A 22,973-nucleotide genomic window follows, 5' to 3' on the forward strand; every position below is an offset into this window, starting at 1 on the left:
CCGCATCGGGCCGGCCTTCCAACGCGGTCGGCCCGGGTCGCGTTGATAGGAGGTGAAAGGGGAGGCATGGATCCATATGAGGGTTTCAGGGAGTTCGTCCGGGGGCGGCAGCGGTCGCTGATGCGCACCGCCTACTTGCTCACCGGCGACGCCTTGCAGGCCGAGGACCTGTTACAGACCGTGCTGATGCGTGCGGCCAGGCACTGGAGGCGGCTGGCCGACGGCAACCCGGAGGCGTACGTGCGCCGCGCCCTCGTCAACGAGCACACCTCCTGGCGGCGGCGCAGGCGGGCGGAGACGCTCACCGCCCAGCCACCGGACCTCCGGACGGGCCCTGACCCCGGCGACGAGAGCCTGACGCGCATGGCGTTGCAGCGCGCCCTGATGCGCCTGACACCGCGCCAGCGGGCCGTGCTGGTCCTGCGTTACTACGAGGACCGCAGCGTCGAGGAGACCGCCGACCTGCTCAACTGCTCGCAGGGCACGGTCAAGAGCCAGACCAGCCACGCCCTCGGCCGCCTGCGCACCCTGGCGCCTGAGCTGGCCGATCTGCTGCACGACGTCGATCCCGAGGAGGTAACCCAGTGAGCAGGTTTTCCGACGAGCTCCGGCTGCTCGCCGACCAGGCCCCCGACGTGGATCTGGCCGAACGCGCGGTGCGGGGCGCGCGACGGCGGCGGGCGGGGGCGGCGTTCGGGTCGGCGGCGGCCACGCTGGCCGCACTCGTGCTCGGCGTGAGCGTCCTCACCGCCTCTCCCGGCGGCGACACGATCAGCGGCACGATGACGGACGTGCTGCCCGAGCACGGGCTGGACCGGGCCGCGTACGCGTACTACGACTTCTGCGGCAGGCAGTGGGACCCCCGCGAGAACACCCGCACCTTCGCCGGCCAGGAGTGCACGCAGTGGCGGCTCGTGACGAGCGGGGGGCAGCGGTTCAGGATGCCGGAGGCGGTGAGCGTGTACGCCGAGCAGAGCGCCGGCAACTACATGAACACCGGCGCCCCGGTGGCGATCTCCTCGGACGGGCGGAAGGTGGCCTACTACCGCGAGTCCGACCAGCGCTTCGCGGTCCGCGACCTGGCGGACGGCTCCGTCCTGCTGTCGCCCCAGCGGATCCCGCGCGAGACGATGGTCAAGGCCAGCGGTGTCCTGCTGCGGCTCTCGCCCGACGGGCGCTTCCTGCTCCTGAACGGGAGCGGCGTGCCGAACGTCGTGGTGGACATGCTGACCGCGCAGGTGACGGAGGTGCCTGACGGCTGGTACCCGGTGCGGGTCGGCGCCGGCGGCGGCCCCGTCGTCGTCCTCGACGAGTCAAGGCGGGTGGGACGACTGGAGGGCGGCCAGGTGAGCGTGGTGTCCCCGGCGGGCGACGAGACGCGCTCGTACGGCGAGCCCTCCGCCGACGGCCGGGTCGTGCCCTTCCTGGACGGCGCGACGTCCGGGATGAACTCCGAGCCGCACGACACGATCGCCACCATGGACCTCACCAGCGGCAAGGTGCTCACGAGCGCCCGTTTCCGCGACGCCCCCAAGGGGTTCAGCGTCTCGCGGATCGGCGGCTGGATCAGCGGGACCGAGGTGATGGTCACCGGCGAGCCGCCGTCCGCGCGCGGTGAGGGCGGGACTCCGACGCTGGGCGAGACGACGTACGCGGTGGACGTGAACAGCGGCCGGGTGCGGAAGCTGGCCTCCTACACCTACCGCGCCTGGGCGGGCGACCTCGTGCTGCCCGGGTTCTGACCCACCTTCGCGCTGTGGCGGTGGAACCCGGTGCCCTGCAGCACCACCAGGAGCCCGTTGGCCACCGCCATGGCCGTCCACAGCCCGTCGATCCCCCACGTCCTGGCGACGGGCACGGCGGCCACGACCAGCAGGCCGTACCCGATGACGAAGTACAGCAGGCTGTTCGCGGAGCGCTTGAGCGCGGTCAGGCCGGTGCCCTGAACCGCCTGGGCGGCGTCGAGCGCCGAGGCCAGCAGCATCACCGGCAGCAGCCCGAGCGCCCGCTGCCGCACCGCGCCGTCGTCGCTGAACAGCAGCAGCGCGTGCTCGCCGAAGCCGAGCAGCAGCCCCGCCACCACGAGCGTCCCCGTGACGGCGAGCAGCGCGGCGCGCCACTGGGCCCGCCGCGCGGCGGCCGGGCCGGGCGCGCGGGCCACCTCGGGCACCGCGGCCTGCGCGACCGACAAGGAGGCCAGCATGATGAGGCCGGTGAGGGTGGTCAGCACCGCGTGGGTGGCGGTGTCGCGGGTGCCGGTGGTGCTCGCGGCGAAGGTCACCACGCCCAGCACGCCGAACTTGATGAGCACGGTCCCGGCGAGCGGGATGCTGACCTTGGCCAGCCGGAGGATCTCGCGCGGCCTGGGGCGTCCCTGCCCGATGGGCCGCCCGAGCGCCCGCCGCAGGCTGATCGTGGCCACGCCCGCCGCCGCCAGCCCGGACAGCACCCAGGCGACGCCCACGCCGGTCAGCCCGAGCCGCGGCACCAGCAGGGCGGTGAGCCCGCCCACGCCCGTCCCGAAGACGAGGGTGGGCCAGAGCACGTCGCGGCTGCGGCCCAGCGCGACCAGGATGGTGCTCGCCCCGCCGGTGGAGGCGAAGACCAGCAGGTACGCGGCCAGGAACCAGGGCAGCGCCCCCATCTCCCGCACCACCTCGCCCGGCACCCCGGTGGCTGCGGCGAGCAGCGGCACGCAGAGCACCGCGAGCGCGCCGAGCGCGCCCGTGGCCAGGCTGAGCCAGCGCGCGTCCCGCACGACCGGCACGGCCGCGGCGGGCTCCTCCCTGTACGGGGCCACGAACGGCCCGAGCCCGCGTAACGCGCCCTGCACGGCGGCGGCAGCGGTGGTGAGCACCGAGCTGACCACGGCGAACGCGGCCAGCGTGACCGTGTCATGCTGACCCAGCACCGAGGTGACGATCAGCGACCCCACGGTGCCCGCGACCATGGCCAGGAAGATCGGCACGGCGGCACGCAGCAGTGCGATCATGGGAGGAGGCGATCCGGCCGGCCGTCCGAGATCATGAAGCGAGTCTATGGCCTGGAGTGCACTCCAGGTCCTTAGGGTTGTCCGCATGGACTATGTCAACCTCGGACGCAGCGGTCTCCTGGTGAGCCCGCTCAGCCTCGGCACCATGAACTTCGGTCCGCGCACCACGGAGGAGGACTCCTTCGCGATCATGGACCGGGCTCACGAGCTGGGCCTGAACTTCTTCGACTCGGCGAACGTCTACGGCGGTCAGAAGGGCGAGGGCATCACCGAGCAGATCATCGGCCGGTGGTTCGCCCAGGGCGGCGGTCGCCGTGAGAAGACGGTCCTGGCCACCAAGGTCTACGGCGACATGGGCGAGTGGCCCAACGAGCGGGGGCTGTCGGCGCTGAACATCCGCCGCGCCTGCGACGCCTCGCTCAAGCGCCTGCAGACCGACTACATCGACATCTACCAGGCCCACCACGTGCACCGGACGACCCCGTTCGAGGAGTTCTGGGAGGCCATGCAGGTCCTGCGGCAGCAGGGCAAGATCCTGTACGTCGGCTCGTCCAACTTCGCGGGCTGGCACCTGGCCAAGGCCCAGGAGACCGCGGCCCGCCGCAACTTCCTCGGCCTGATCAGCGAGCAGACCCACTACAACCTGCTCACCCGCGCGCCGGAGCTGGAGGTGCTGCCCGCCGCCGAGGACTACGGGCTCGGCGTCATCCCGTGGAGCCCGCTGGCCGGCGGCCTGCTCGGCGGCGTCCTGCGCAAGCTCGACAAGGGCCGCTCGGGCGCCGAGCACATGCTCAAGCAGCTCGAGAAGCACCGCGACCAGATCGAGCAGTACGAGAAGTTCTGCGACGAGCTGGGCGAGGAGCCCGCCGACGTGGCGCTGGCCTGGCTGCTCAAGCAGCGGGCGGTCGCGGCGCCGATCATCGGGCCGCGCACGATGCAGCAGCTCGAAGGCAGCCTGCGAGCCCTGGAGATCGACCTGGACGAGGCCGCCCTGGGCCGCCTCGACGAGATCTTCCCCGGGCACCGCACCGCTCCGGAGGACTACGCCTGGTAGGTGAACGGGCCGTCGCCGTGGCGCCACTCGCCCGGCGGCGGCCCCGGCCTTCTCTAGGACAGCAGGGCTCCGACGATCACGATCAGCAGGAGCAGGCCGAGCACGATGGGCAGCAGCCACGGACGAGGACGATCCACGACCTGGAGCCTAGCTCTGCTCTGCGGGTGCCAGCGCCCATTCGGCGAGTGACTCGTACCTCACCGGTGGCCCCAGGTGGCTGCGTACGAGCCGGACGTGCTCCGCCCGCCACGGCGACCCGCTGAAGCCCTCCAGCGACTCCACCAGCGGCCGCAGGTCCGTCTCCGCCTTGGCCCTGGCGAGCGTGAGGTGCGGGTGGAAGCGCTTGTCGTCGGTCTGCGCCGCCCCGGCCCGCCGGGCGCCCGCCTTGACGGAGTCGGCGAGCCTCGTCATGGGATCGCCGCTGACGCCCGCCCAGAAGACCCTGGCCCGCCGTACGGAGGAGAAGGCGCCGAAGCCGTCGAAGGCCAGGTTGAGCACGTCGTAGCGGCGCACGGCGCGGGCCAGGCGGGTCTCCAGGTCGGGCAGCGCCCGGTCGGGCACCTCGCCGAAGAAGGCGAGCGTGATGTGCCAGGTCTCCCGGCCTGGCCAGCGCAGGCCCGGCACCTGCCCGACGTGCGGCGCGATGGCGTGCGCGATCTCGTCCAGCACGTCGTCGGGTGGCACCAGCGCCGCGAAGAGCCTCATACCCCCCGATTGTGCCCCCGCGGGTGCTCGCTCCCGGAACGGCACCCCGTACAGCACAAGAGCGGGCACCCGCAGGTGCCCGCCCAGGAGGCCGCCGACGACGACGGCCGATGACTCATGCGACGGCGAGTGCCGGCTTGGCCACGCGGGAGCTGATCAGCCGCGTCATCAGCACGGCCAGCCCCGTCCCGACCAGGACCAGCACGCCGGACAGGATGACGCCCGTGCGCGGCCCGCCCAGCTCGGACAGCCATCCGATCAGCGGCGCCCCCAGCGGCGCCCCGCCGGTGAAGACCAGCATGTAGATGCCCATGACCCGGCCGCGCATGTCGGGCGAGGTGGCGATCTGGACGCTGGCGTTGGCGACGGTGTTGATCGTGATCAGCGCGATCCCGGTGGGGATCAGCAGCAGCAGGTACGCGGGGTAGAACGGCGCGACCCCGGTGGCGATCTGGAACAGCCCGAATCCGATCGCCCCGGCGAAGAGCGTCCTGCGTGACAGCCGCGCCCTGCGCGCCGCGAGCAGCGCCCCGCCGAGTGCCCCCACGGCGAACATGCTGGACGCCAGCCCGAACGACGACGCGCCCGCCCCGAACGTCTCGCGCGCCATGAGCGCGATCGACATCGAGAACGACTGCGAGAACATCGACACGAAGGCGATCAGCAGCACCGGCATGAGCAGTTCCTCGCGCCGCAGCACGTACCGGAGCCCCTCGCGGAGCTGGCCCTTGGCCCGTGGGACGGGCGGGGAGACGTTCAGCTCGGCCTTGCGCATGAAGATCAGGCTGGAGATGACTCCGCCGAAGGTCAGCGCGTTGATCAGGAAGATCGGCCCCGTGCCGCCCAGCACGTAGATCAGCACGCCGGCGAGCGCCGGGCCGACCACGCGGGCCAGGTTGAAGATGGAGCTGTTGAGCGCGATCGCGTTGGGCAGGTCGGCGCGGCCGACCATCTCGACCACGAACGCCTGCCGCGTCGGCACCTCCACGCAGGAGATCATGCCGAGCAGGAACGCCATCACGTACACGTGCCACACCTGGGCGGTGCCCGTCATCGTGAGGATGCCGATGGTCAGCGCCAGCCCGGCCATGAGCGACTGGGCGGCGATGAGGATGGGCCGCTTGGGGTAGCGGTCGGCGAGCACGCCGCCGAACATCCCGAACAGCAGCATCGGCAGGAACTGCAGCGCGGTCGCCGTGCCGAGGGCCGCCGCGCTGCCGTGGGCGTTGCCGGGGCCCGCGGTCAGGTCGAGCACCAGCCAGTCCTGGGCGGTGCGCTGCAGCCAGGTGCCGACGTTGGAGACGGTGCCGCCCGCCGCGAACATGCGGTAGTTACGAACCCTGAGTGACCGGAACATTCCGGTCCTGGGTTCTTCCGGCTCTATATCTTGCTGAGCTTCTCCAGGATCGGCGCCGCCTGCCTGAGGATCGACCTCTCCTCCGGCGACAGCTCCTTCAACCGCTGTGTCAGCCACGCCTCCTTGCGGCGGCGCTCCTCCTTCAGCAGCTTCTCGGCGTCCTCGGTCACCGAGACGGTCACCTGTCGCCGGTCGGTCGGATGCGGGGTGCGGGCGACCAGGCCGCGTTCCTCTAGAGCGGCGATCACGCGGGTCATCGAGGGTGGTTGCACCTTCTCGAGCTCGGCCAATTCGCCGGGGGTTATCCCGGAATGCCGTTCCACCGCGGCGAGCGTCGCGAACTGGGTGGGCGTCAGCGAGTGCGCCGCCGCCTGTCGTCGTAGGCGTCGGTTCAGCCTTGCCAGGGACACGCGCAGGGCTGAAGCCAGGCCTGCGTCGCTGCGCAGGTCCATCTTGGGCTGGGTTTTGGTTAGCATGAGTCATTACCTTTGCTAACTATACGGCAAGGCAAGATATTTCCGGACACAACTGTCTTTCCACCCCTTGATACCCCGAAGCCGTCCCGCGCGTGCGGAACGGCCTCGAAGGTGTGACGGTCAGGTACGGGCTCAGAACCCGAGCATCGCCCGGATCGGCCCGATGGCGAAGTAAAGCACGAACAGCAGGGCCACGCCCCACAGCAGCGGATGCACCGAGCGCGCCTTCCCCCGCACCACCTTGATCAGCACGTAGGTGATGAACCCGGCGCCGATGCCGTTCGAGATCGAGTACGTGAACGGCATGATGACGATGGTGAGGAAGGCCGGGATCGCGATGTCGAAGTCGTCCCAGTCGACGTCCTTGATGGCGGTCATCATCAGGAAGCCCACGATGACCAGCGCGGGCGCGGCGGCCTCGTAGGGCACGATCGTGACGAGCGGCGTGAAGAAGATGGCCACGAGGAACAGCAGCCCCGTGACCACGCTGGCGAGGCCAGTGCGAGCGCCCTCGCCGACGCCGGCGGCCGACTCGATGTAGGTGGTGTTGGAGGAGACGGACCCGGCGCCGCCGGCGGCGGCCCCGAGAGAGTCGACGAGCAGGATCTCCCTGGTACGCGGCAGCGTCCCGTCCTCCTGCACCAGGTTGGCCTGGCGGCCGACGCCGACGATGGTGCCCATGGTGTCGAAGAAGTCGGTGATCAGCAGGGTGAAGACGAGCAGGGCGGCCAGCAGCACGTCCACCCGGACGAACCCGCCGAACGGGTCGAACTCGGCGAACAGCACGAGCGGGTTGTTGAAGCCGACGACCTGCTCCGGCACGACGGGCCGGTTGAGCTGCCAGGTGAAGGGGTTGTCCGGCGACGACGGGCCCAGCTTGGCGATCGCCTCGACGATGATGGCCAGGATCGTGGTGCCGACGATCCCGATCAGGATGGCGCCCTTGACCTTGCGCGCCACCATCACCGCCGTGGCCAGCAGCCCGATGATGAACACGAAGATCGGCCAGGACGTCAGTGAGCCGCCGATGCCCAGCTCCAGCGGCGTCCCGGCGGCCTTGCGCACGAAACCGGCGTCCACGAACCCGATCAGCGCGATGAACAACCCGATGCCCACGCTGATCGCGGTCTTGAGCTGGGCGGGGATGGCGTGGAAGATCGCCGTTCTGAGCCCCGTCAGCACCAGCACCGCGATGATGATCCCTTCCAGGAAGACCAGGCCCATGGCCTCCTCCCAGGTCATGATCGTGGCGATCTGGAAGGTGACGAAGGCGTTCAGGCCGAGGCCCGCCGCCATCGCGAACGGCACCCTGCCGATGACCCCCATGAGGATCGTCAGCACGCCGGCCACGAACGCCGTGCCCGCGGCGACGAGCGCCACGGGGGCGGTCGCGCTGTCGGCGATGTACTCGCCGGTCACGTCCTTGCCGTTGGCCAGGATCAACGGATTGAGCACGACGATGTAGGCCATGGTGAAGAATGTGGCGAAGCCGCCGCGTACTTCACGGGAGAGGGTGGAGCCTCGTGCGGAGATTGCGAAGAAACGGTCTATCGCATTACGTGTGTCACTCACGACGCGAAGAGTGACAGTAGTGATGAGCTGCGAAAAGAGCCAGTGATGAGATCGAGACCCGATTGGAAGCTAGGCTGGACAACGTGAAGCAGCAGTGGCACCCCGACCCGGAGCCGATCAAGACCAACGACACCGCCGCCATCGCCGTCGGCACGGCCGTGTGGGCGGTCGCCCTCGTCGCCCTGCTGATCTTCCGGCCCGCCCCCGAGAACACGTGGTGGATCTGGACCTGCGTGACCGGGGTGGTCTTCGGCTTCTTCGGCATGTGGTTCGTCCGGCGGCCCAGGCGCGGCTGACCCCGCCCGGCAGGTGACATTCGTCATCTCCCGCCGTTCCCCGAAGTCATCTCCAAGTGGTGTTTTCGCCCACTACATCGGCATATGCCCGTCGGCTCATGCTGGGTTGCATGAAGAAGCCCATCGCCACCTTCCTCCTGGGCGCCCTGCTGCTCAGCGCCTGCGGCACTGCCGACCCTGCCGCGAAGACCCCGCCGGCTGGCAACAGCACCGGCACGGTGGCGTGGAGCACCTGCACCGACCTCGTCGGCCCCGACGGCAAGCAGCTCACCCCCGGCCCCGGTGTCGAATGCGGCAAGCTTCAGGTCCCCCTCGACCACGCCCAGCCCGGCGGCGAGAAGATCGACCTCGCGCTCATCCGGGTCAAGGCCACCGGCGAGCGCCTCGGCTCCCTGGTCTTCAACTTCGGCGGCCCCGGCGCCTCCGGCGTCGACTCGATGGCCGTGGCCGCCCCCGCGTTCGCCAAGCTCGGCACCCGCTACGACCTCGTCAGCTTCGACCCGCGCGGCGTGGACCGCAGCGCCGGCGTCACCTGCGGCGACGAGTTCGCCAAGAGCCTCGCCGCGGACGCCGACGCCGACCAGGACGCGATGTCCAAGGAGCTCGCCCAGGCCTGCCAGCGCGAGTCGGGCAAGGTGCTGCCGCACGTCGGCACCGTCAACGCCGCCAAGGACCTCGACCTGCTCCGCGCCGCGCTCGGCGACCAGCGGCTCAACTACTTCGGCCTGTCCTACGGCACCCACCTCGGCGCCGTCTACGCCACCCACTTCCCCAAGAACGTCGGCCGCTTCGTCCTGGACAGCGCCTTCGACCCCTCGGTGACGTACGAGGAGCGCGCCGTCATCCAGGCCACCGGCTTCGACCAGGCGCTGGAGGCGTTCGCCGAGGACTGCGTGGCCAAGAGCTGCGAGCTGGGCGGCGACCCCGCCACCGTCGTCAAGACCGTCGAGGACTTCGTCGAAGGGCTCAAGACCAACCCCATCAAGGTGGGCGACCGCGAGCTGACGTTCTGGCTGGGCCAGCTCGCCGTCATCACCCCGCTGTACGCCAAGCAGAGCTGGCCCGTGCTGGAGCAGGCGACCGCCGCCGCGCGCAAGGGCAACGCCACCATCCTGCTCGCCCTGGCCGACTCCTACACAGGACGCCGGCCCGACGGCACCTACAACACGATGATGACCAGCCTCGCGGCCATCAACTGCGCCGACTACGCCGAACGGCCCACCGCCGCGCAGATGAAGCGGGTCAACGAGCGGATCAAGGACATCTTCCCCGTCCTGTCCTTCGACGGGATCAGCAGCGGGACGTGCGAGCACTGGCCGGTGCGCGGGGACGACGCGGCCAGGCGCATCGACGCCACCGGCTCCGCGCCCATCCTGGTGGTCGGCGGCAAGGGCGACCCCGCCACGCCGTTCCAGTGGGCCACCAGCCTGACGGAGAAGCTCCGCACCGGTGTCCTGCTCACCTACGAGGGCGAGGGCCACGGGGCCTACCTGACCGGCGACGGGTGCGTCATGAAGACCGTGGACGCGTACGTGATCGAGGGCAAGGTGCCGGCCGCGGGCACCACCTGCGCCGCCTGACCGACCGGGGAGGGCCCTGACGGGGGGCCTCCCCGGTACGTGCGCGTCAGGACAGGTCGGCCTCGGCCAGCAGCAGCGGCACCGCCTCCGGGTCGCGCAGCAGGGCCGCCACCGCGAGCCGGTCGTTCCACTGCCCGGTCGCCCAGGCCAGCCCCCTGGCCAGCCCGTCAACGCCGGTGCAGTGCACGGCGCCCTCGAAGAAGCGCCACGCGCACTCCACCCCGTCTACCAGCAGCTTCTCGTGCTCGACGTACGTGCCGGGCGCGGCGGGCAGCAACGACCGTACCTCGGCCGGCACCTGCCGCGTCACCCCCTCAGAGGTGACCTCGCCCGAGGTCAGCTCACCGGCGAGCGGCAGGTCGAGCAGCTCGGACAGCGACTCGGCCAAGTCGTAGGAGGCCAGCACCAGCGGCCGGTCGGTGACGAGCTGCAGCAGGTCGGGGGCCTCCACCACGACGGCGTCCTCGGCCGAGGCCACCACGATCTGACCGCCGAGCACCGCCCGCACCCTCGACGGCGGCGCGACCCGCGACGGGTCGACCGCGGCCAGCGCGATCCACAACGCCCGGAGCTGGGCCCGGTCGACCTCGATCGACTCGTCGGCCATCAGGTCGAGCAGCTCCTCCGGGCCGCCGTGCGAGGCCAGCAGCTCCGCCAGCGTCGTGCGGACGCCGAGCATCGACAGCGCCGCCTCGTCGAGCCCGGCGGGCGCGTCGGCGTACAGGCCCTGCAGCAGCGGGTCGGCGCCGGGCAGCCGCAGCTCCAGCGGCCTGCGCCCGCCCAGCACGGGCCGGTGGGCCAGCCACCACGCCGTGTAGGACGGCACCTCCACGCCCTCGACGCGCAGCGGGTGCAACGCCGCCCGCAGCGGCGGCGTGGTCAGCAGCCGCAGCGCGGCCGGCCAGTCGGCCACCATCTCCAGGTCGCGCACCGCGAGGAACTCGGGCACCAGCGGCGGCACGTCCAGCTCCGGCAGCAGGTCGAGCACGTGGTCAAGCCAGTCGGCCTCGCGGTCGAGGTCGTGGTCGCACTCGTCGGGGTCGAGCAGCACGTCGGGCTCGTGCACCACGGCGAACCCGTCGAGCACCCCCGCCGCGGCCAGCACGCGCGGCCCGTAGGTCTCCTCCAGCTCGGCCGCGGCCACCCCGAGATGCGTGTCGGACTCCAGGACCGCCGCCAGCGCCCCGTCGGCCAGCATCAGCTCACCGGCCGCGTACAGCTCGCCGTCGGTGCCGCGCAGCGCCAGCTCGGCCAGCCACGGCGCCTCGCCGGGCGCCAGCCCGGACGCCTCCACCAGCGACAGCACGGCCCGCGACACCGGCTCGGGGTCGGGGCTGTCGAGCGACTGCGCGACGGCGGCCTTGGTCAGCGGGTCTTCCAGCACCGTGCGGGGCGTGGCCTCGGCCGCGCCCAGCCGCAGCAGCGCCGGGTGCGCCGCCTCCGGATGCACGATGCGCAGCCCGAGCGGCGTCAGGTCGAGGTCGGCCCCGCCGTCGGTGAGGATCAGCGTGCCGCGCGGCCCGCGCACCAGCCGGCCGTCTGCCAGCGGCACCGGCAGCGCGCCCAGCGACTCGGGGTCGTCGGCGGGCAGCACCTCGTACAGGGCGCGCCACCACGACGGCTCGCGCGCCTCCAGCGCCTCGCCCGACAGCAGATCGACGACGTCGGACAGCTCCACCCTGCGCACCCCGAGCGCCGTCATGGCGGGGTGGCGGGCGGGCCAGCCTGCGGGCAGCAGCCCCGGCACGAAGTCGGCGACGGTGGTGAGCAGCTCGGCCGAGGCGGACGCCACGACGGCCGCCTCGCGGCCCGTCACCACCCAGCCGTCGCCTCCCGGCTCCGGCGCCGGGTGCTCGACCCGCCACTGCGCGTCGGGCTCGTAGACCTTCTCGTCGGCGAACGACGGCGTCTGCACCGCCGGGGCGGGCGCCGACAGCGCCGGCAGCAGCGGCGTGCCGGGCAGCCGCTCCAGGACGGCCCTGCGCACGCGCGCGTCGAGCTCGCCCTTGCCCATCAGGGAGGGCACCAGGTCGAGCAGCCTGGACGTGCGGGGCAGCTCGCGCAGCAGCCGCACATAGGCGTCGGCGACCCGCTCGACCAGGAAGTCTGCCAGCGGCCCCTTGGCCACGTGCCGCCGGTCGGTGGCCATCGGGAACGAGGCGATCAGCAGCGCGGGCAGGTCGATCGGCTCGTCGCTGGGCGTCGGCGCGTGCACCACGGGCGGCACGGCGGCGGGCAGCGGGCCCGGCTCGCCCGTGCCGGTGACCGGCACCGCCCAGCGCAGCGACCAGTACGGCCTCGCGCGCTCCTCGGTGGGCCGGTCGGCGAACAGCCTGCCGACCTCCTCGGGCGTGAACTCGCCGGACTCCGACACCACGTGCCAGCCGTCGGCGACGACCGTGCGCACGGATCCGTCGAGGTCGACCTCGATACTCTCCAGCGCCGGCAGGCCGAGCAGCAGCGCGGGGCTGGTCTCCGCCAGCATGCGGCGCACGGCCTCGACGCTCGCCTGGTCGCGCAGCGGCAGCCGGACGACCGTGTCGAAGCCCTCGGGAATGTCGATCATCGGCGGCTCGTCGAACGGCAGCCGCAGCAGCGGCACGTGCCCGCCACGCTCGGCCAGCTCACCCGCCAGCGCGGGAACCTCCGCGACGAGGGCCGCGGTCTCGGTGCGGGACCAGCGCACCGCGGGCGCCCCGCGCGAGCCGATGGAGGGCGCGTCGCAGACGGACACCACCGCCGCGAAGCCCACCCCGAACCGGCCCGCCGCGCCCGCCTCGTCACGCTTGCCCGAGGCGCGCAGCGTGGACAGGCTCTCCACGCCGGTGGCGTCGAGCGCGGCGCCGGTGTTGGCGGCGGTCAGCACGTCGCCGCGCAGCGTCAGCCGCAGCACCCCTGGCACGCCCGCCCGCAGCGCCGCGTCGGCGGCGTTCTGCGCCAGCTCGACGATCAGCCGATCGCGGTAGCCGCCGAGCGCGAAGTCCTCCTCCGCGTTGGCGTCTTCGCGGAACCGGGCGGGCGAGGCCGTCCAAGCGGAGAGGACGGCTGCTCGCATCCGGTCAGTGCCGTAGTGGTCGCTCATCGATCACGATCCTGGTTGGAGGGTAGGGGGCCACCGTAGGGTAGCGGCCTTCACCGACACTCACGGTCAGGAATGGCCGAGCTCCTCGGAAGCCGATTCGTCCACCGAACCTGCTTCCTCCTCCATGAGGTCGTAACCCAGATCGTCGAGAATCGGGATGGCCTGCTCCACGGGCGGCGGCAGCACGGCGGCCTCGGAGTGCGCGCCGCACCCGTGGTCGGCGGCCACCACCTTGCCGTCGTCGGGGGCGTACTCGTTAGTGCACACCCCGAACATCTGCCGCAAGCCACCCGCCAGCAGCCAGTAGAAGCCGCAGGTGGAGCATTGCGCGGGAGCGGCGTGTGCGATCGGCGTGTGCGGCCCGTGCTCGCCCGAGTGCCAGCGTCTGGCAGCCCGGTCCTTGCCGATGGCCGAGAGCACACGGGCTCGGCCCAGGCCGTACTCGAAAACCGCCTGATGGTCGGCGTCGTCGTCGGTCTCGGTGAAACCCGGCGCGAGCCTGTCGTCATCGTCCGCGGTCGGCAGCAGGTCGCCCACGCCCAGGTCGCCGGGGCGCAGGCGCTCGCTCCACGGCAGCCACTCGGGCGCCAGCAGCGCCCCCGAGCCGGGCAGCAGCACGGCCTCGCTGACCGTGACCTTCTTCGCGCGCGAGGCGCGCGTCACGGTGACGGCCCAGCGCCAGCCGCGATAGGCCCGGTCGAGGCAGGCGAAGTAGTGGGTGACGATCCGGTCGCCTTCGCTCTCATGACCGAGGTGCTCGCCGGGCTCGCCCGGCCGCGCTAGCTCCTCGGCCGCGGCACGCGCCAGATCGACCGCGGCGACACAGGCCTGGTCGGGAGCGGAGACGCGGGCCCTGGTGCGGCTCATCGGGCCGCCTCCGCCGAAAGGTGCTGTTCGCTCACACTTCATTCTCACCCATCCCGGGACCTGCGGGGGCCCACACGGCCGAGATCGGGCCAGGATCGGGTAAGACTGGTACTCGTGGAGGGAGGCTGGGAGCGGGCACGCCACATCTCCCGGCGCGTGGCGCGCGGCGCCGCTGACGCCGGACGCGCCACCGTGCGCGCCACCAAGGCCACCGCGAGCGGCACCGCTCGGGCCACCAAAGCCACCGCGAGCGGCACCGCGCGGGCCGGCAAGGCCACCGCCAGGGGCGCGCGCGGCGTCGGCAAGGCCACCCGCAAGCTCACGTACGCGGGCGGCGCGGGCCGCACCGGGCTCGGCCGCCTGATCGAGCTGTCGGCAGGCAACAGCGCCTGCGACGCGCTCGTCACCGTGGCGCTCGCCAGCACCGTCTTCTTCGGCGTCCCCGTGGGCGAGGCGCGCGGCTCGGTGGCCCTCTACCTCGTCATCACGATGGTGCCGTTCGCGCTGCTCGCGCCGTTCGTCGGGCCGATACTCGACCGGTTCAGGTCAGGGCGGCGCTACGTGATGGCCGGCACGCTGTTCGGGCGCGGCCTGCTGTGCTTCGCCATGGCGGCGGCCGTGGGCCCCGGCGACCTGCCGACGCTGTTCATCGGGGCGCTGGGCGTGCTGGTGCTGTCGAAGGCGTACAACGTGTCGCGGGCGGCGATCATGCCGAGCGTGCTGCCCGCCGACATCACGCTGGTGTCGGCGAACGCGCGGGTGGCGCTGTTCACGCTGGTCTCGGCCGGGGTCGCGGTGCCGCTCGGCGCCGGGCTGACCGCCTGGCTGGGCAGCGCGGCGATCCTGCGCGTCGCCATGGTGGGCTTCCTGCTGCTGGGCGTGGTCGCCGTACGCCTGCCGCGGCACGTCGACTCCCCCGACACGGAGGAGGAGGGCGCGGCCCCGCGCTGGCGCACCCTGCTCAAGGTGGGGCCCGCCGTCGCCGAGGCCGTCTGGGCGAACGTGGCCATCCGGCTGTTCTCCGGGTTCCTGCTGTTCTTCCTGCTCTTCCTGGTGCAGGACGAGGCCGTGCCGTGGCTGGCCGCCGCCGAGCCGTGGGCGCGCGACCCGTTCTTCGACATCCCCAAGACGATCGCGCTGCTGGCGGGCGCCGCCGGGCTGGGCGGCCTGGCGGGCGCCGTCGTGGCCAACTGGACGCGCAACAACGCGCCGCAGCTCATCGTGCTGGCCACGCTGGCACTGACCGCGGTGACCGCCATCGTCACCGCGATCTTCTTCGGGGTGTGGACGGCGCTGCTGATCTCGCTGGTCGCGGCCTTCGCCCAGGAGCTGGGCAAGCTGGCGCTCGACGCGATCGTGCAGCGGGAGATCGGCGAGGAGGTGCGTTCGTCCACCTTCGGCGTGGTGGAGGCCGTGCTGCAGCTCGCCTGGGTGTTCGGCGGGCTGGTGGGGCTGGTGCTGTCGCTCACCGAGAGCAGCCTGGCGGGGCTGGTGGCGCTGGCCGTCGCGCTGACGGCGGCGCTGGGGTGGCTGCTGGTCTCCCGGCGGCAGCGGGTGCGCGCCACCAAGGCCAAGCTGCGCCGCCAGCGCGCCGAAGCCCCCGCCGACGCCGCGACCCCGCACGCCACGCCCGATCACGGCGCTCCCGCGCCCGATCACGGCGCGCCCGCGCACGCCGACGCCTCGCCCGCTTACGGCCCGACCGCGCACGCCGCGACCGCGCATCCCTCGACGGGCCATGCCTCGCCCGATCAGCCCTCGCCCGATTACTCCGGGCCGAATCCCTCAGACGAGGTCAGCCCGTACGACAGGACCGTCCCCAACGGCGAGCAGCCGCCGCGCAAGGACAAGCTCGACTCCACCAAACCCCTCACCAACCCGAACGGCTGACCCGCCCCCGGGCGGGGAGGCGGGTCAGGAGGGAGGTCAGGCGTCGAGGTCGTCGGCGACCGCCCGGAGCACCTGGGCGATCTTCTTGGCGTGCGCCGCGTCCGGGTGCTTGCCCCGCTGGTAGGAGGTCGAGACCCCGTCGAGCAACTTGATCAGGTCCTCGACGATGACCACCATCTCGTCCGGCTTCTTCCGCTTGCCCTTGGGCTTGGTCTTGGCCAGCGTCGGCGGCTGCTCCAGGATCCTCACGGAGAGCGCCTGCTGACCCCTGCGGCCCTCGGCCACGCCGAACTCGACCTTCTGGCCGGGCTTGAGCGGGCCTGCGCCGGCGGGCAGCGCGGATGAATGCACGAAGACCTCACCGCCGTCGTCGCGGGTGAGGAAGCCGAAACCCTTGTCGGCGTCGTACCACTTGACCTTGCCACTCGGCACAGGAGGACCTCGTTCAAACAGTCGAAAAGATGATGGATGGATGTAGGTTATGCCCCGCGAAGCTCCGGGGCGACCGGGTAATTACGGGACAATTAGCGAAGCGCATCATGCTCGCGCCAACCGGTGAACCAGGCGGCGAATTCGGTCAGGTCGCCCAGTGCCACATCTGCTCCGTGATCACGCAGCTCTCCCACCGTGTAGGGGCCGGTCGCGACTGTCACGCTCACGGCGCCGCCCGCGCGTGCCGCCTGGATGTCCGCGACATGGTCACCAACATAAGCCGCCGCGCCGAAGCGCGCGAGTGCCGATCCCTTGTCCGCTCCGAAAACCGAGCCGACCACTTCGTCCACGTCCAGACCGAGCACCTCGACCGTGCCTCTGGCGTCGCGGGGGTTCTTGCCCGTCACCACGATCACCCCGCCGCCGGCCTGCCGGACGGCGGCGATGGCGTCGTGCGCGCCGGCCATGGCCGTGTGCACCGGAACCCCCATTTTCGGATATATCTCGCGATAGAGGTCGGCGGCGGCCGGCACCTCCGCCGAAGGCAACCAGTTGGCCAGCTCCATCTCCAGCGGCGGCCCCAACCGGCTCACGATCGCCGCACTGTCGAATGGCACGCCCAATCGCACGGCCAGCTCGTCGTAAACGGCCGCGATGCCCGCCCGCGTGTCCGCCAATGTCATGTCGAGGTCGAATCCCACCGAAGTCATCACAGAGTGCAGGATGCCAAACGAGCCCCTACCCCACGTAACGGCCCTTGTTCCGCGGCAAGAGAAATGGGAAGAAAGGAGTTACTTATCGGAGAGGAGCGGCCTTGACCGACACCCCTGAGCCCGGCGACCGGCTCGTCGCCTCCTCCGCCCCTCCCCGCCCCCACCGCCCGGCCCGCCCCGGTGGGCACACCGTGACGGCCAGGCAGCGCGTCGCCTCCACCCTGGCCGGCCTGGTGCGGCTGGCCTCCCGGGTGGCCGCGCTGGCCCTCCTGCTCTACGCGCTCTTCACGGTCTTGCGCGCCAACCCCGCCAACGTCTGGTACCAGTTCGTCGAGTTGCTCGCCTCGTGGCTCTCGCTGGGCCTGGCCAACCTCTTCCAGCTCGCCGACCCGCGCTGGACGGCGCTGGTCAACCACGGGCTCGCCGCCATCGTCTGGCTGATCATCGGCTCCGCCCTGGCGGGGCTGATCCGGCGCGCGGGCCCCTGAGGACGAAGTGCGATCCCCGCAGCGTGCCGCTGAACCGCGACCCGCGGAAGCGATTACTCTCCTTACGGAGGTATCAGCGTAGATATGAGCAGATCGACCCGTGAGCGGATCATCGATGAGGCCCTCAGGCTTTTCGCCGAGCGAGGGTACTCCGCCACATCCGTGGCCGAGATCGAGGCCGCCTCAGGGCTGTCTCCCGGCGCAGGAGGGCTCTACAGGCACTTCAAGTCCAAGTACGAGGTGCTGTCCGCCGCCATCAACGAGCACGCCAGCCGCACCAGGTACCAGGTGGCCGAGAGCCTGGCCCAGCTCAGCAGCATGGAAGCCTCCGTCGACCTGGAGGAGCGGCTGGCCCACGTGTGCCGCGCCGGCCTGGCCAAGGTGCGCGAGGAGTCCGAGCTGACCCGGGTCTTCTTCCGCGACCTGAGCCAGTTCCCCGAGCTGGTCGCGGTGGTGCGTGAAGGGCTGATGCAGCCGATGTTCGACGCCATCGTGAGCTGGTTCCAGGCGCAGCCCGAGTACCGCGACGTCAAGCTCGACTGGGCGGGCATCTCGACCGTGCTCGGCGGCTCCGTGGTGCACTACCGGCTGTTCCAGGAGACGGTGGGGGAGCTGCCGGGGCACGCGGAGAAGGACCAGTTCGTGGCCGCCTGGGTACGCCTGGCCGTCGGACTGCTGCCCAGCCCGGCGCCGGTCAGCTGACGTCCGGGCCCGGTGCCGGTGAGCTGACGGCCCAGCCCGGTGCCGGTCAGCTCACGTCCGGCCTGGCGCCGGTCAGCTCACGTCCAGCAGCCGGTAGGCCAGCCACACGACGCCGACACCCGTACCGATCATGAACATCGTGCCGCTGACGTCGAAGAACTGCTGAACGAACGCCTGCACCCCCGCCTCGATCCCCACCCGCAGACCGCCGACGACCACCCCGCCCACCGAGTAGCCCAGCAGCGGCGCGCCGATGCCGAGAAACTTGTCGCGCGCGTTCCAGCTCTCCCCGAACAGCACCAGCGCCGCGCCCACCGCCCACACCACCAAGGGCACCTCGAAGATCGCCACCGGTGGCAGGTCGATCGGCACCAGCAGCGCCGCCACCACCAGGATCACCATCGCCGCCACGTCGCGGGGGTGCTCCTTGACGATGGTCCTGGCGTCCCTTCCGCCGGTGGCCATCGGGTTGGCGCTGGACATCGCCGCCCTGCGCAGGCCCGCGAACGGCAGCCCGCGGCCCTGCCGCTGCCTGTCGATCCGGTCCTGCGCGAGCCTGCGGTACGTGCGGACGCCGGGAGGCGCGGCGCCGTCGTCCACGATGGCAGGAAACCTCCGCGTGTTCCCAACCCCCTCCACCGGTCCGCGCGTCGCCACCGCGCCTGGGACGGCCGCCACGCCCGAAGGCTCCACTCCAGAAGAAGCCGGGACTGTGGCGCGTGCAGTAGGAACCCCCGCGGCCTCCAGCCTCCTGACCTCCCGCTCGACCAACGCCACCGGATCCCCGAACCGCGCCAGCACCTTGGCCACCTGACGAGCGTTCTGGCTGCCGCCCCGCTCGGCCTCGATCCTGGCCCGCAGCCGCTTGGCGAAGTCGAGCCGCTGGTCGGCCCTGAGCACGCCGTGAGCGGCGTCGGCAGCCGCCGAGACGTAGTTCAGCACGAGCTGGTCCGCGCGCTCTATCACGCCTAGCAATGCTGCCCCAATCAGGGGGGACATACCATGGCAACGATGGAGTTCACGGAGTGGATCAGGGGGCGCACCGACGAACAGCTACGGGCGCTCGTGTCCGCGCGTCCCGAGTTGATCACTCCGGTGCCCGCGCATCTGGAGGGCCTCGCCTCGCGGGCCGCCAGTCCTTCGGCGATCGGCAGGGTGCTGGACCGGCTCGACCGGTTCACGCTGGCCGTCGTGGAGACGCTGGCGGTGCGGGACGAGCCGACCTCGAAGGACGCGCTGCACGACCTCGTCGGCAGGGCGCTGGCGTCCGGCGAGCTGGCAGGGGCGAAGAGCGGGCCGGGTGATCCGGAGCCCGCGCTGTCCACGGCGCTCGGCAGGCTGCGCGACCTGGCCCTGGTCTACGGGCCTGACGACGCGCTGGAGCTGGGCCCCGGTGTGCGCAAGGTGCTCGACGACCCGGCGGGCCTGGGCCCGAGGGCGGCCGACGCGTTCCGGCACCACGCGCCCGAGCAGCTCGACGAGATGGCCGACGACGTCGCCCCCGGCACGGCGGGCTCGGGCAAGGAACGACTGGCCGCCGCGCTGTCCGAGCCTGGCGCGCTCATCGGGGCTGTGTCGCCCGAGGCCAGAGGCGCGCTCGACCAGCTCGTCTGGGGCCCGCCGACCGGCCGCGTGCCCAACGCCAGGCGCGAGGTCCGGGTGGCCTCCGCCCGCTCGCCCATCGAGGAGCTGCTCGCCCGCGGCCTGCTGGCCGCCACGGGCGAGGAGAGCGTGACGCTGCCCCGCGAGGTGGGCCTCTTCCTGCGTGGCGGCCGGGTGCACCGCGACCTGCTGGCCGTCCCGCCGGCGCTGCACGGCGCCACGCGCGATCCGAGCCTGGCCGACCGTACGGCGGCGGGGCAGGCGTTCTCGTTCGTCAGGGCCGTGGAGGAGCTGTGCGAGCGGTGGAGCGCCGAGCCGCCCGGCGTGCTGCGCACCGGCGGTCTGGGCGTCCGCGACCTGAAGCGCGCGGCGGGCGAGCTGGACCTGCCTGAGTGGGTGACGGCGCTGGTGGTCGAGGTCGCGCACGCGGCCGGGCTGATCGCGTCCGGCGGCGGCGTGGACGGCGAGTGGCTGCCGACGTCCGGATACGACCTGTGGCGGGTCAGGTCCACGGCCGACCGCTGGACCACGCTCGCGGCCACCTGGCTGCACATGGACCGGGTGCCGGGCCTGGTCGGCGAGCGCGACGACCGTGACAGGCCGCTCAACGCCCTGCACACCGACCTGCGCCGCTCGTCCGCGCCGGGGGTCAGGGCGGCCACGCTGGGCGTGCTCGCCGCGGCGCCCGGCCTGGCGCCCGACCGCGACTCCGTGCTCGAACGGCTGACGTGGGAGCAGCCGCGCCGCCGCGGCCCGCTGCGCGAGCAGCTCGTCGACTTCACGCTGCGGGAGGCCGAGCAGGTCGGCGTGACAGGGCTGGGCGCGCTGTCCGGGCACGGGCGGGCGCTGGTGGAGGGCGGTGCGGCGGCCGAGGCGCTGGCGCCGCTGCTGCCCGAGCCCGTCGATCACGTGCTGCTGCAGGCCGACCTCACCGCCGTCGCGCCGGGGCCGCTGACGAGCGAGCTGAACCGCTGGATGACGCTCACCGCCGACGTCGAGTCGAAGGGCGGGGCGACGGTCTACCGGTTCAGCGAGAGCTCGATCAGGCGCGCGCTCGACGCGGGCCACGGCGGCGAGGAGCTGGTGTCGATGCTGGCCCGCCACTCCGCCACGCCGGTGCCGCAGGCGCTGTCGTACCTGGTGACGGACGTGGCCAGGCGGCACGGGCGGATCCGGGTCGGCACCGCGAGCGCGTACATCCGCTGCGACGACCCCGCCCTGCTCGACCAGATCACCGCCGACCGCCGCTCGGCCGCGCTGCGGCTGCGCCGGCTCGCGCCGACCGTCATCGCCTCCCGCTCGTCCAGGGCGGCGCTGGTCGACTCGCTGCGGGCGATGGGGTACGCCCCCGTCGCCGAGTCGCTCGACGGCGACGTGATCATCTCCCAGCTCGAGAGCCGGCGCACCGAGGGGGTGGCGCCCGCCCGCGCCGTGGCCTCGCCCAACGGCCTCGACCCCGAGGTGGCGGCGGCGGCCGTGCGCGCGCTGCGGGCCGGCGACGCGGCGCACCTGGCCCGCCGGGAGCCGGTGGATGCGCCGGGCGGTCAGGTGCCGCGCGGGCCCGCCACGGCCACCATCTCGGCGTTGCAGGAGGCGATCAAGCAGGGGGTGCGGGTGTGGATCGGCTACCTCGACTCGCAGGGCAACGCGACCTCGCGCATCCTGGAGCCGGCGCGGATGGAGGGCGGCTACCTCACGGCGTACGACGAGACGAGGGCGGCCGTGCACCGCTTCGCCCTGCACCGCATCACCGGCGTCGCAGGCCTCTGACGTCCGCGTCAGCGGCGTCGCAGGGCTCTGACCTCCTGCGTCATCCCTGAGGCAGGGCTTTGAGCGACTGAGCGGCCACCGCCGCCGCGGGGCCGCCCAGGGTCTCCAGGCGCCGCAGCAGCCGCGCGCAGTCGCCGGGGTAGCGCACGGCCAGCCCGCCGCCCAGCGCGACCGCCGCCGCCGTCGCCCTGAGGTCCGCCGGGTCGGCGGCCCACCCCACCGCGATCCCGAGCGCCTCGGGGGCGAGGGTGTCGTCGGCGCACATGTACGACAGCACGTTGGCCGCCGCCACCCGCTCGGCCGCGCTCCCCTGGGCCCAGACCTCCAGGAACTCCTGCCGCGCCTCCCGCATGGCATGCCGGGCCAGCAACGCCACCCCTTCCGCCGCCCGTACCTGGAGGGCTGGCCCCTGCGACGGCAGCGACCTGACCCATTCCCGCAAGGGCTGCCACAGCGAGAACCCGTACCGCACGGCCAGCTCGGCCAGCACCCGGCCGCGCTGGTGCCCGGCGCGGAAGGCGACGAGCCCGTCCTCGGCGCCGATGAGCGGGCCGGTGACGGGCCGCCGGCCGATCTCGTGGCAGAGCCGTTCGAGCCGGGCGAGCTGCTCGTCGAAGGCGGCCTCGGCGAGCCGGTGGGTGAAGGCGAGCGCCGCGACGGCCAGCACTTCGCGCATGGGCGGCTTGGTGTCGAGCCAGGCCGCCACCTCTTCCCCGGAGGGCTCGCCGCCCGGGGCCAGCCGCGCGGCGAGGCGGACGACCTCGGCGGGCGTCGGCAGCGTCAGCGCCAGCTCCCTGGCCCGGCTCAGCTTCTCGGGTGACAGCCCGGCGCGCAGGTCGTAGGTGCTCAGGCACAGGTCGAACAGCTCGCCCGGCTCCGGCACGGCCCAGGCGTGCTCCACCTCGACGGCCTGCGACGGGCCGCCGCTCCTGGTGATCACCAGGTACGAGCCCAGCTCGGCCAGCTTGCGCGCCAGGTTGATCAGCTCGGTGCGGTCGGTGCTGGCCGCGATCCAGTCGTGCAGCAGGTACGCCCTGCCGGGCTCGTACTCGGTGCCGGCCAGCAGGTCGTGCGCCCCGGCGGCCGGGGACAGCACGGTGATGGTGCTCTCGGCCAGCGACATGCGCGACAGCAGCGCGAGCGCCCCCAGTCGGCGCCCGGTCTCCTGCTCGCCGACGAGGATCAGCAGGTGGCGGGTGGCCAGGCGGCGCACCGCCTCGGGGAAGCAGCCGGGCTCCAGGTACGAGCGGAGCAGCGTGTCGGCCTCCCGCCGGGTGAGGTCTCTGGTGGCCGGGCCGGCCACGGCGCGGAGGTGCTCGGTGACGGCCATGAGGCTCCCCGTGAGCGTCATGTTGTCGAGGTCGATCTCGCCTGGCTCAGGCGTTTCGGTCACGA

General features: G+C 72.4%; 20 protein-coding genes. 9 read left to right on the forward strand and 11 right to left on the reverse strand.

Features of this window, described 5'->3' with window-relative positions; all coding sequences use genetic code 11:
* The first annotated feature begins 66 nt into the window (after window positions 1-66).
* Both ABD331_RS26030 and ABD331_RS26035 read left to right on the forward strand, forming a co-directional pair.
* Window positions 67-588 (forward strand): SigE family RNA polymerase sigma factor, encoded by a 522-nt coding sequence (locus ABD331_RS26030; protein WP_344479640.1) that lies wholly within the window; start codon window positions 67-69, stop codon window positions 586-588.
* Complete coding sequence (locus ABD331_RS26035; protein ID WP_344479642.1) at window positions 585-1,742, forward strand: hypothetical protein; 1,158 nt, start codon at window positions 585-587, stop codon at window positions 1,740-1,742. The genes ABD331_RS26030 and ABD331_RS26035 overlap by 4 nt, the downstream gene beginning before the upstream one ends.
* Here the strand turns inward: ABD331_RS26035 and ABD331_RS26040 are convergent.
* Window positions 1,700-2,992, reverse strand: a complete 1,293-nt coding sequence (locus ABD331_RS26040) for an MATE family efflux transporter (RefSeq protein ID WP_344479645.1) — start codon at window positions 2,990-2,992, stop codon at window positions 1,700-1,702. The genes ABD331_RS26035 and ABD331_RS26040 overlap by 43 nt on opposite strands.
* Window positions 2,993-3,077: 85 nt before the next feature.
* Between ABD331_RS26040 and ABD331_RS26045 the strand changes: the two genes are divergently transcribed.
* A complete protein-coding gene (locus tag ABD331_RS26045) occupies window positions 3,078-4,046 on the forward strand; it encodes an aldo/keto reductase (protein WP_344479649.1) in 969 nt (322 codons plus the stop codon).
* A gap of 147 nt (window positions 4,047-4,193) precedes the next feature.
* Here ABD331_RS26045 and thpR read toward each other — a convergent pair whose 3' ends face one another.
* The 4 genes from thpR to ABD331_RS26065 all read right to left on the reverse strand — a co-directional run bounded on the left by thpR (window position 4,194) and on the right by ABD331_RS26065 (window position 8,156).
* Window positions 4,194-4,751: an RNA 2',3'-cyclic phosphodiesterase gene (gene thpR, locus ABD331_RS26050; protein ID WP_344479650.1), complete on the reverse strand. Its 558-nt coding sequence runs from the start codon at window positions 4,749-4,751 to the stop codon at window positions 4,194-4,196.
* A gap of 115 nt (window positions 4,752-4,866) precedes the next feature.
* Window positions 4,867-6,108 carry an MFS transporter gene (locus tag ABD331_RS26055; RefSeq protein ID WP_148439073.1) on the reverse strand — a complete coding sequence of 414 codons (1,242 nt, stop codon included), beginning with the start codon at window positions 6,106-6,108 and terminating at the stop codon, window positions 4,867-4,869.
* Between the two features lie 23 nt (window positions 6,109-6,131).
* Window positions 6,132-6,560 (reverse strand): MarR family winged helix-turn-helix transcriptional regulator, encoded by a 429-nt coding sequence (locus ABD331_RS26060; protein ID WP_425566046.1) that lies wholly within the window; start codon window positions 6,558-6,560, stop codon window positions 6,132-6,134.
* Window positions 6,561-6,716: 156 nt separating this feature from the next.
* A complete protein-coding gene (locus ABD331_RS26065; protein ID WP_344479652.1) occupies window positions 6,717-8,156 on the reverse strand; it encodes an NCS2 family permease in 1,440 nt (479 codons plus the stop codon).
* An 83-nt stretch (window positions 8,157-8,239) separates the two neighbouring features.
* On the opposite strand from ABD331_RS26065, the gene ABD331_RS26070 reads away from it, so the two are divergent.
* Both ABD331_RS26070 and ABD331_RS26075 read left to right on the forward strand, forming a co-directional pair.
* Window positions 8,240-8,452, forward strand: coding sequence for a DUF2530 domain-containing protein (locus tag ABD331_RS26070; protein ID WP_344479654.1), 213 nt, complete (start codon window positions 8,240-8,242; stop codon window positions 8,450-8,452).
* A gap of 110 nt (window positions 8,453-8,562) precedes the next feature.
* On the forward strand, window positions 8,563-10,032 hold the full coding sequence (locus ABD331_RS26075) for an alpha/beta fold hydrolase (protein WP_344479656.1): 1,470 nt from the start codon (window positions 8,563-8,565) through the stop codon (window positions 10,030-10,032).
* 46 nt (window positions 10,033-10,078) lie between these two features.
* Here the strand turns inward: ABD331_RS26075 and ABD331_RS26080 are convergent, their stop codons facing one another.
* On the reverse strand, window positions 10,079-13,114 hold the full coding sequence (locus ABD331_RS26080) for a sacsin N-terminal ATP-binding-like domain-containing protein (protein ID WP_344479658.1): 3,036 nt from the start codon (window positions 13,112-13,114) through the stop codon (window positions 10,079-10,081).
* Between the two features lie 66 nt (window positions 13,115-13,180).
* Complete coding sequence (locus ABD331_RS26085; RefSeq protein ID WP_344479660.1) at window positions 13,181-13,981, reverse strand: DUF3027 domain-containing protein; 801 nt, start codon at window positions 13,979-13,981, stop codon at window positions 13,181-13,183.
* A 114-nt stretch (window positions 13,982-14,095) separates the two neighbouring features.
* Here ABD331_RS26085 and ABD331_RS26090 point away from each other — a divergent pair, with 114 nt between their 5' ends.
* On the forward strand, window positions 14,096-15,871 hold the full coding sequence (locus ABD331_RS26090) for an MFS transporter (protein ID WP_344479662.1): 1,776 nt from the start codon (window positions 14,096-14,098) through the stop codon (window positions 15,869-15,871).
* Between the two features lie 36 nt (window positions 15,872-15,907).
* On the opposite strand, the gene ABD331_RS26095 is transcribed toward ABD331_RS26090, so the two are convergent.
* Window positions 15,908-16,303: a cold-shock protein gene (locus ABD331_RS26095; RefSeq protein ID WP_101789277.1), complete on the reverse strand. Its 396-nt coding sequence runs from the start codon at window positions 16,301-16,303 to the stop codon at window positions 15,908-15,910.
* A gap of 92 nt (window positions 16,304-16,395) precedes the next feature.
* Window positions 16,396-17,013: an HAD family hydrolase gene (locus ABD331_RS26100; protein ID WP_344479709.1), complete on the reverse strand. Its 618-nt coding sequence runs from the start codon at window positions 17,011-17,013 to the stop codon at window positions 16,396-16,398.
* Between the two features lie 104 nt (window positions 17,014-17,117).
* Between ABD331_RS26100 and ABD331_RS26105 the strand changes: the two genes are divergently transcribed.
* Window positions 17,118-17,504, forward strand: coding sequence for a hypothetical protein (locus ABD331_RS26105; RefSeq protein WP_344479669.1), 387 nt, complete (start codon window positions 17,118-17,120; stop codon window positions 17,502-17,504).
* A gap of 84 nt (window positions 17,505-17,588) precedes the next feature.
* Window positions 17,589-18,206 carry a TetR/AcrR family transcriptional regulator gene (locus ABD331_RS26110; protein WP_344479671.1) on the forward strand — a complete coding sequence of 206 codons (618 nt, stop codon included), beginning with the start codon at window positions 17,589-17,591 and terminating at the stop codon, window positions 18,204-18,206.
* 72 nt (window positions 18,207-18,278) lie between these two features.
* On the opposite strand, the gene ABD331_RS26115 is transcribed toward ABD331_RS26110, so the two are convergent.
* Window positions 18,279-19,172, reverse strand: coding sequence for a hypothetical protein (locus ABD331_RS26115; protein WP_344479674.1), 894 nt, complete (start codon window positions 19,170-19,172; stop codon window positions 18,279-18,281).
* 45 nt (window positions 19,173-19,217) lie between these two features.
* Here ABD331_RS26115 and ABD331_RS26120 point away from each other — a divergent pair, with 45 nt between their 5' ends.
* A complete protein-coding gene (locus tag ABD331_RS26120; protein ID WP_344479677.1) occupies window positions 19,218-21,578 on the forward strand; it encodes a helicase-associated domain-containing protein in 2,361 nt (786 codons plus the stop codon).
* A 40-nt stretch (window positions 21,579-21,618) separates the two neighbouring features.
* Here ABD331_RS26120 and ABD331_RS26125 read toward each other — a convergent pair whose 3' ends face one another.
* On the reverse strand, window positions 21,619-22,971 hold the full coding sequence (locus tag ABD331_RS26125) for a hypothetical protein (RefSeq protein WP_344479679.1): 1,353 nt from the start codon (window positions 22,969-22,971) through the stop codon (window positions 21,619-21,621).
* Window positions 22,972-22,973 lie beyond the last annotated feature (2 nt).

Source organism: Nonomuraea monospora, from assembly GCF_039531895.1.
Classification (GTDB): domain Bacteria; phylum Actinomycetota; class Actinomycetes; order Streptosporangiales; family Streptosporangiaceae; genus Nonomuraea; species Nonomuraea monospora.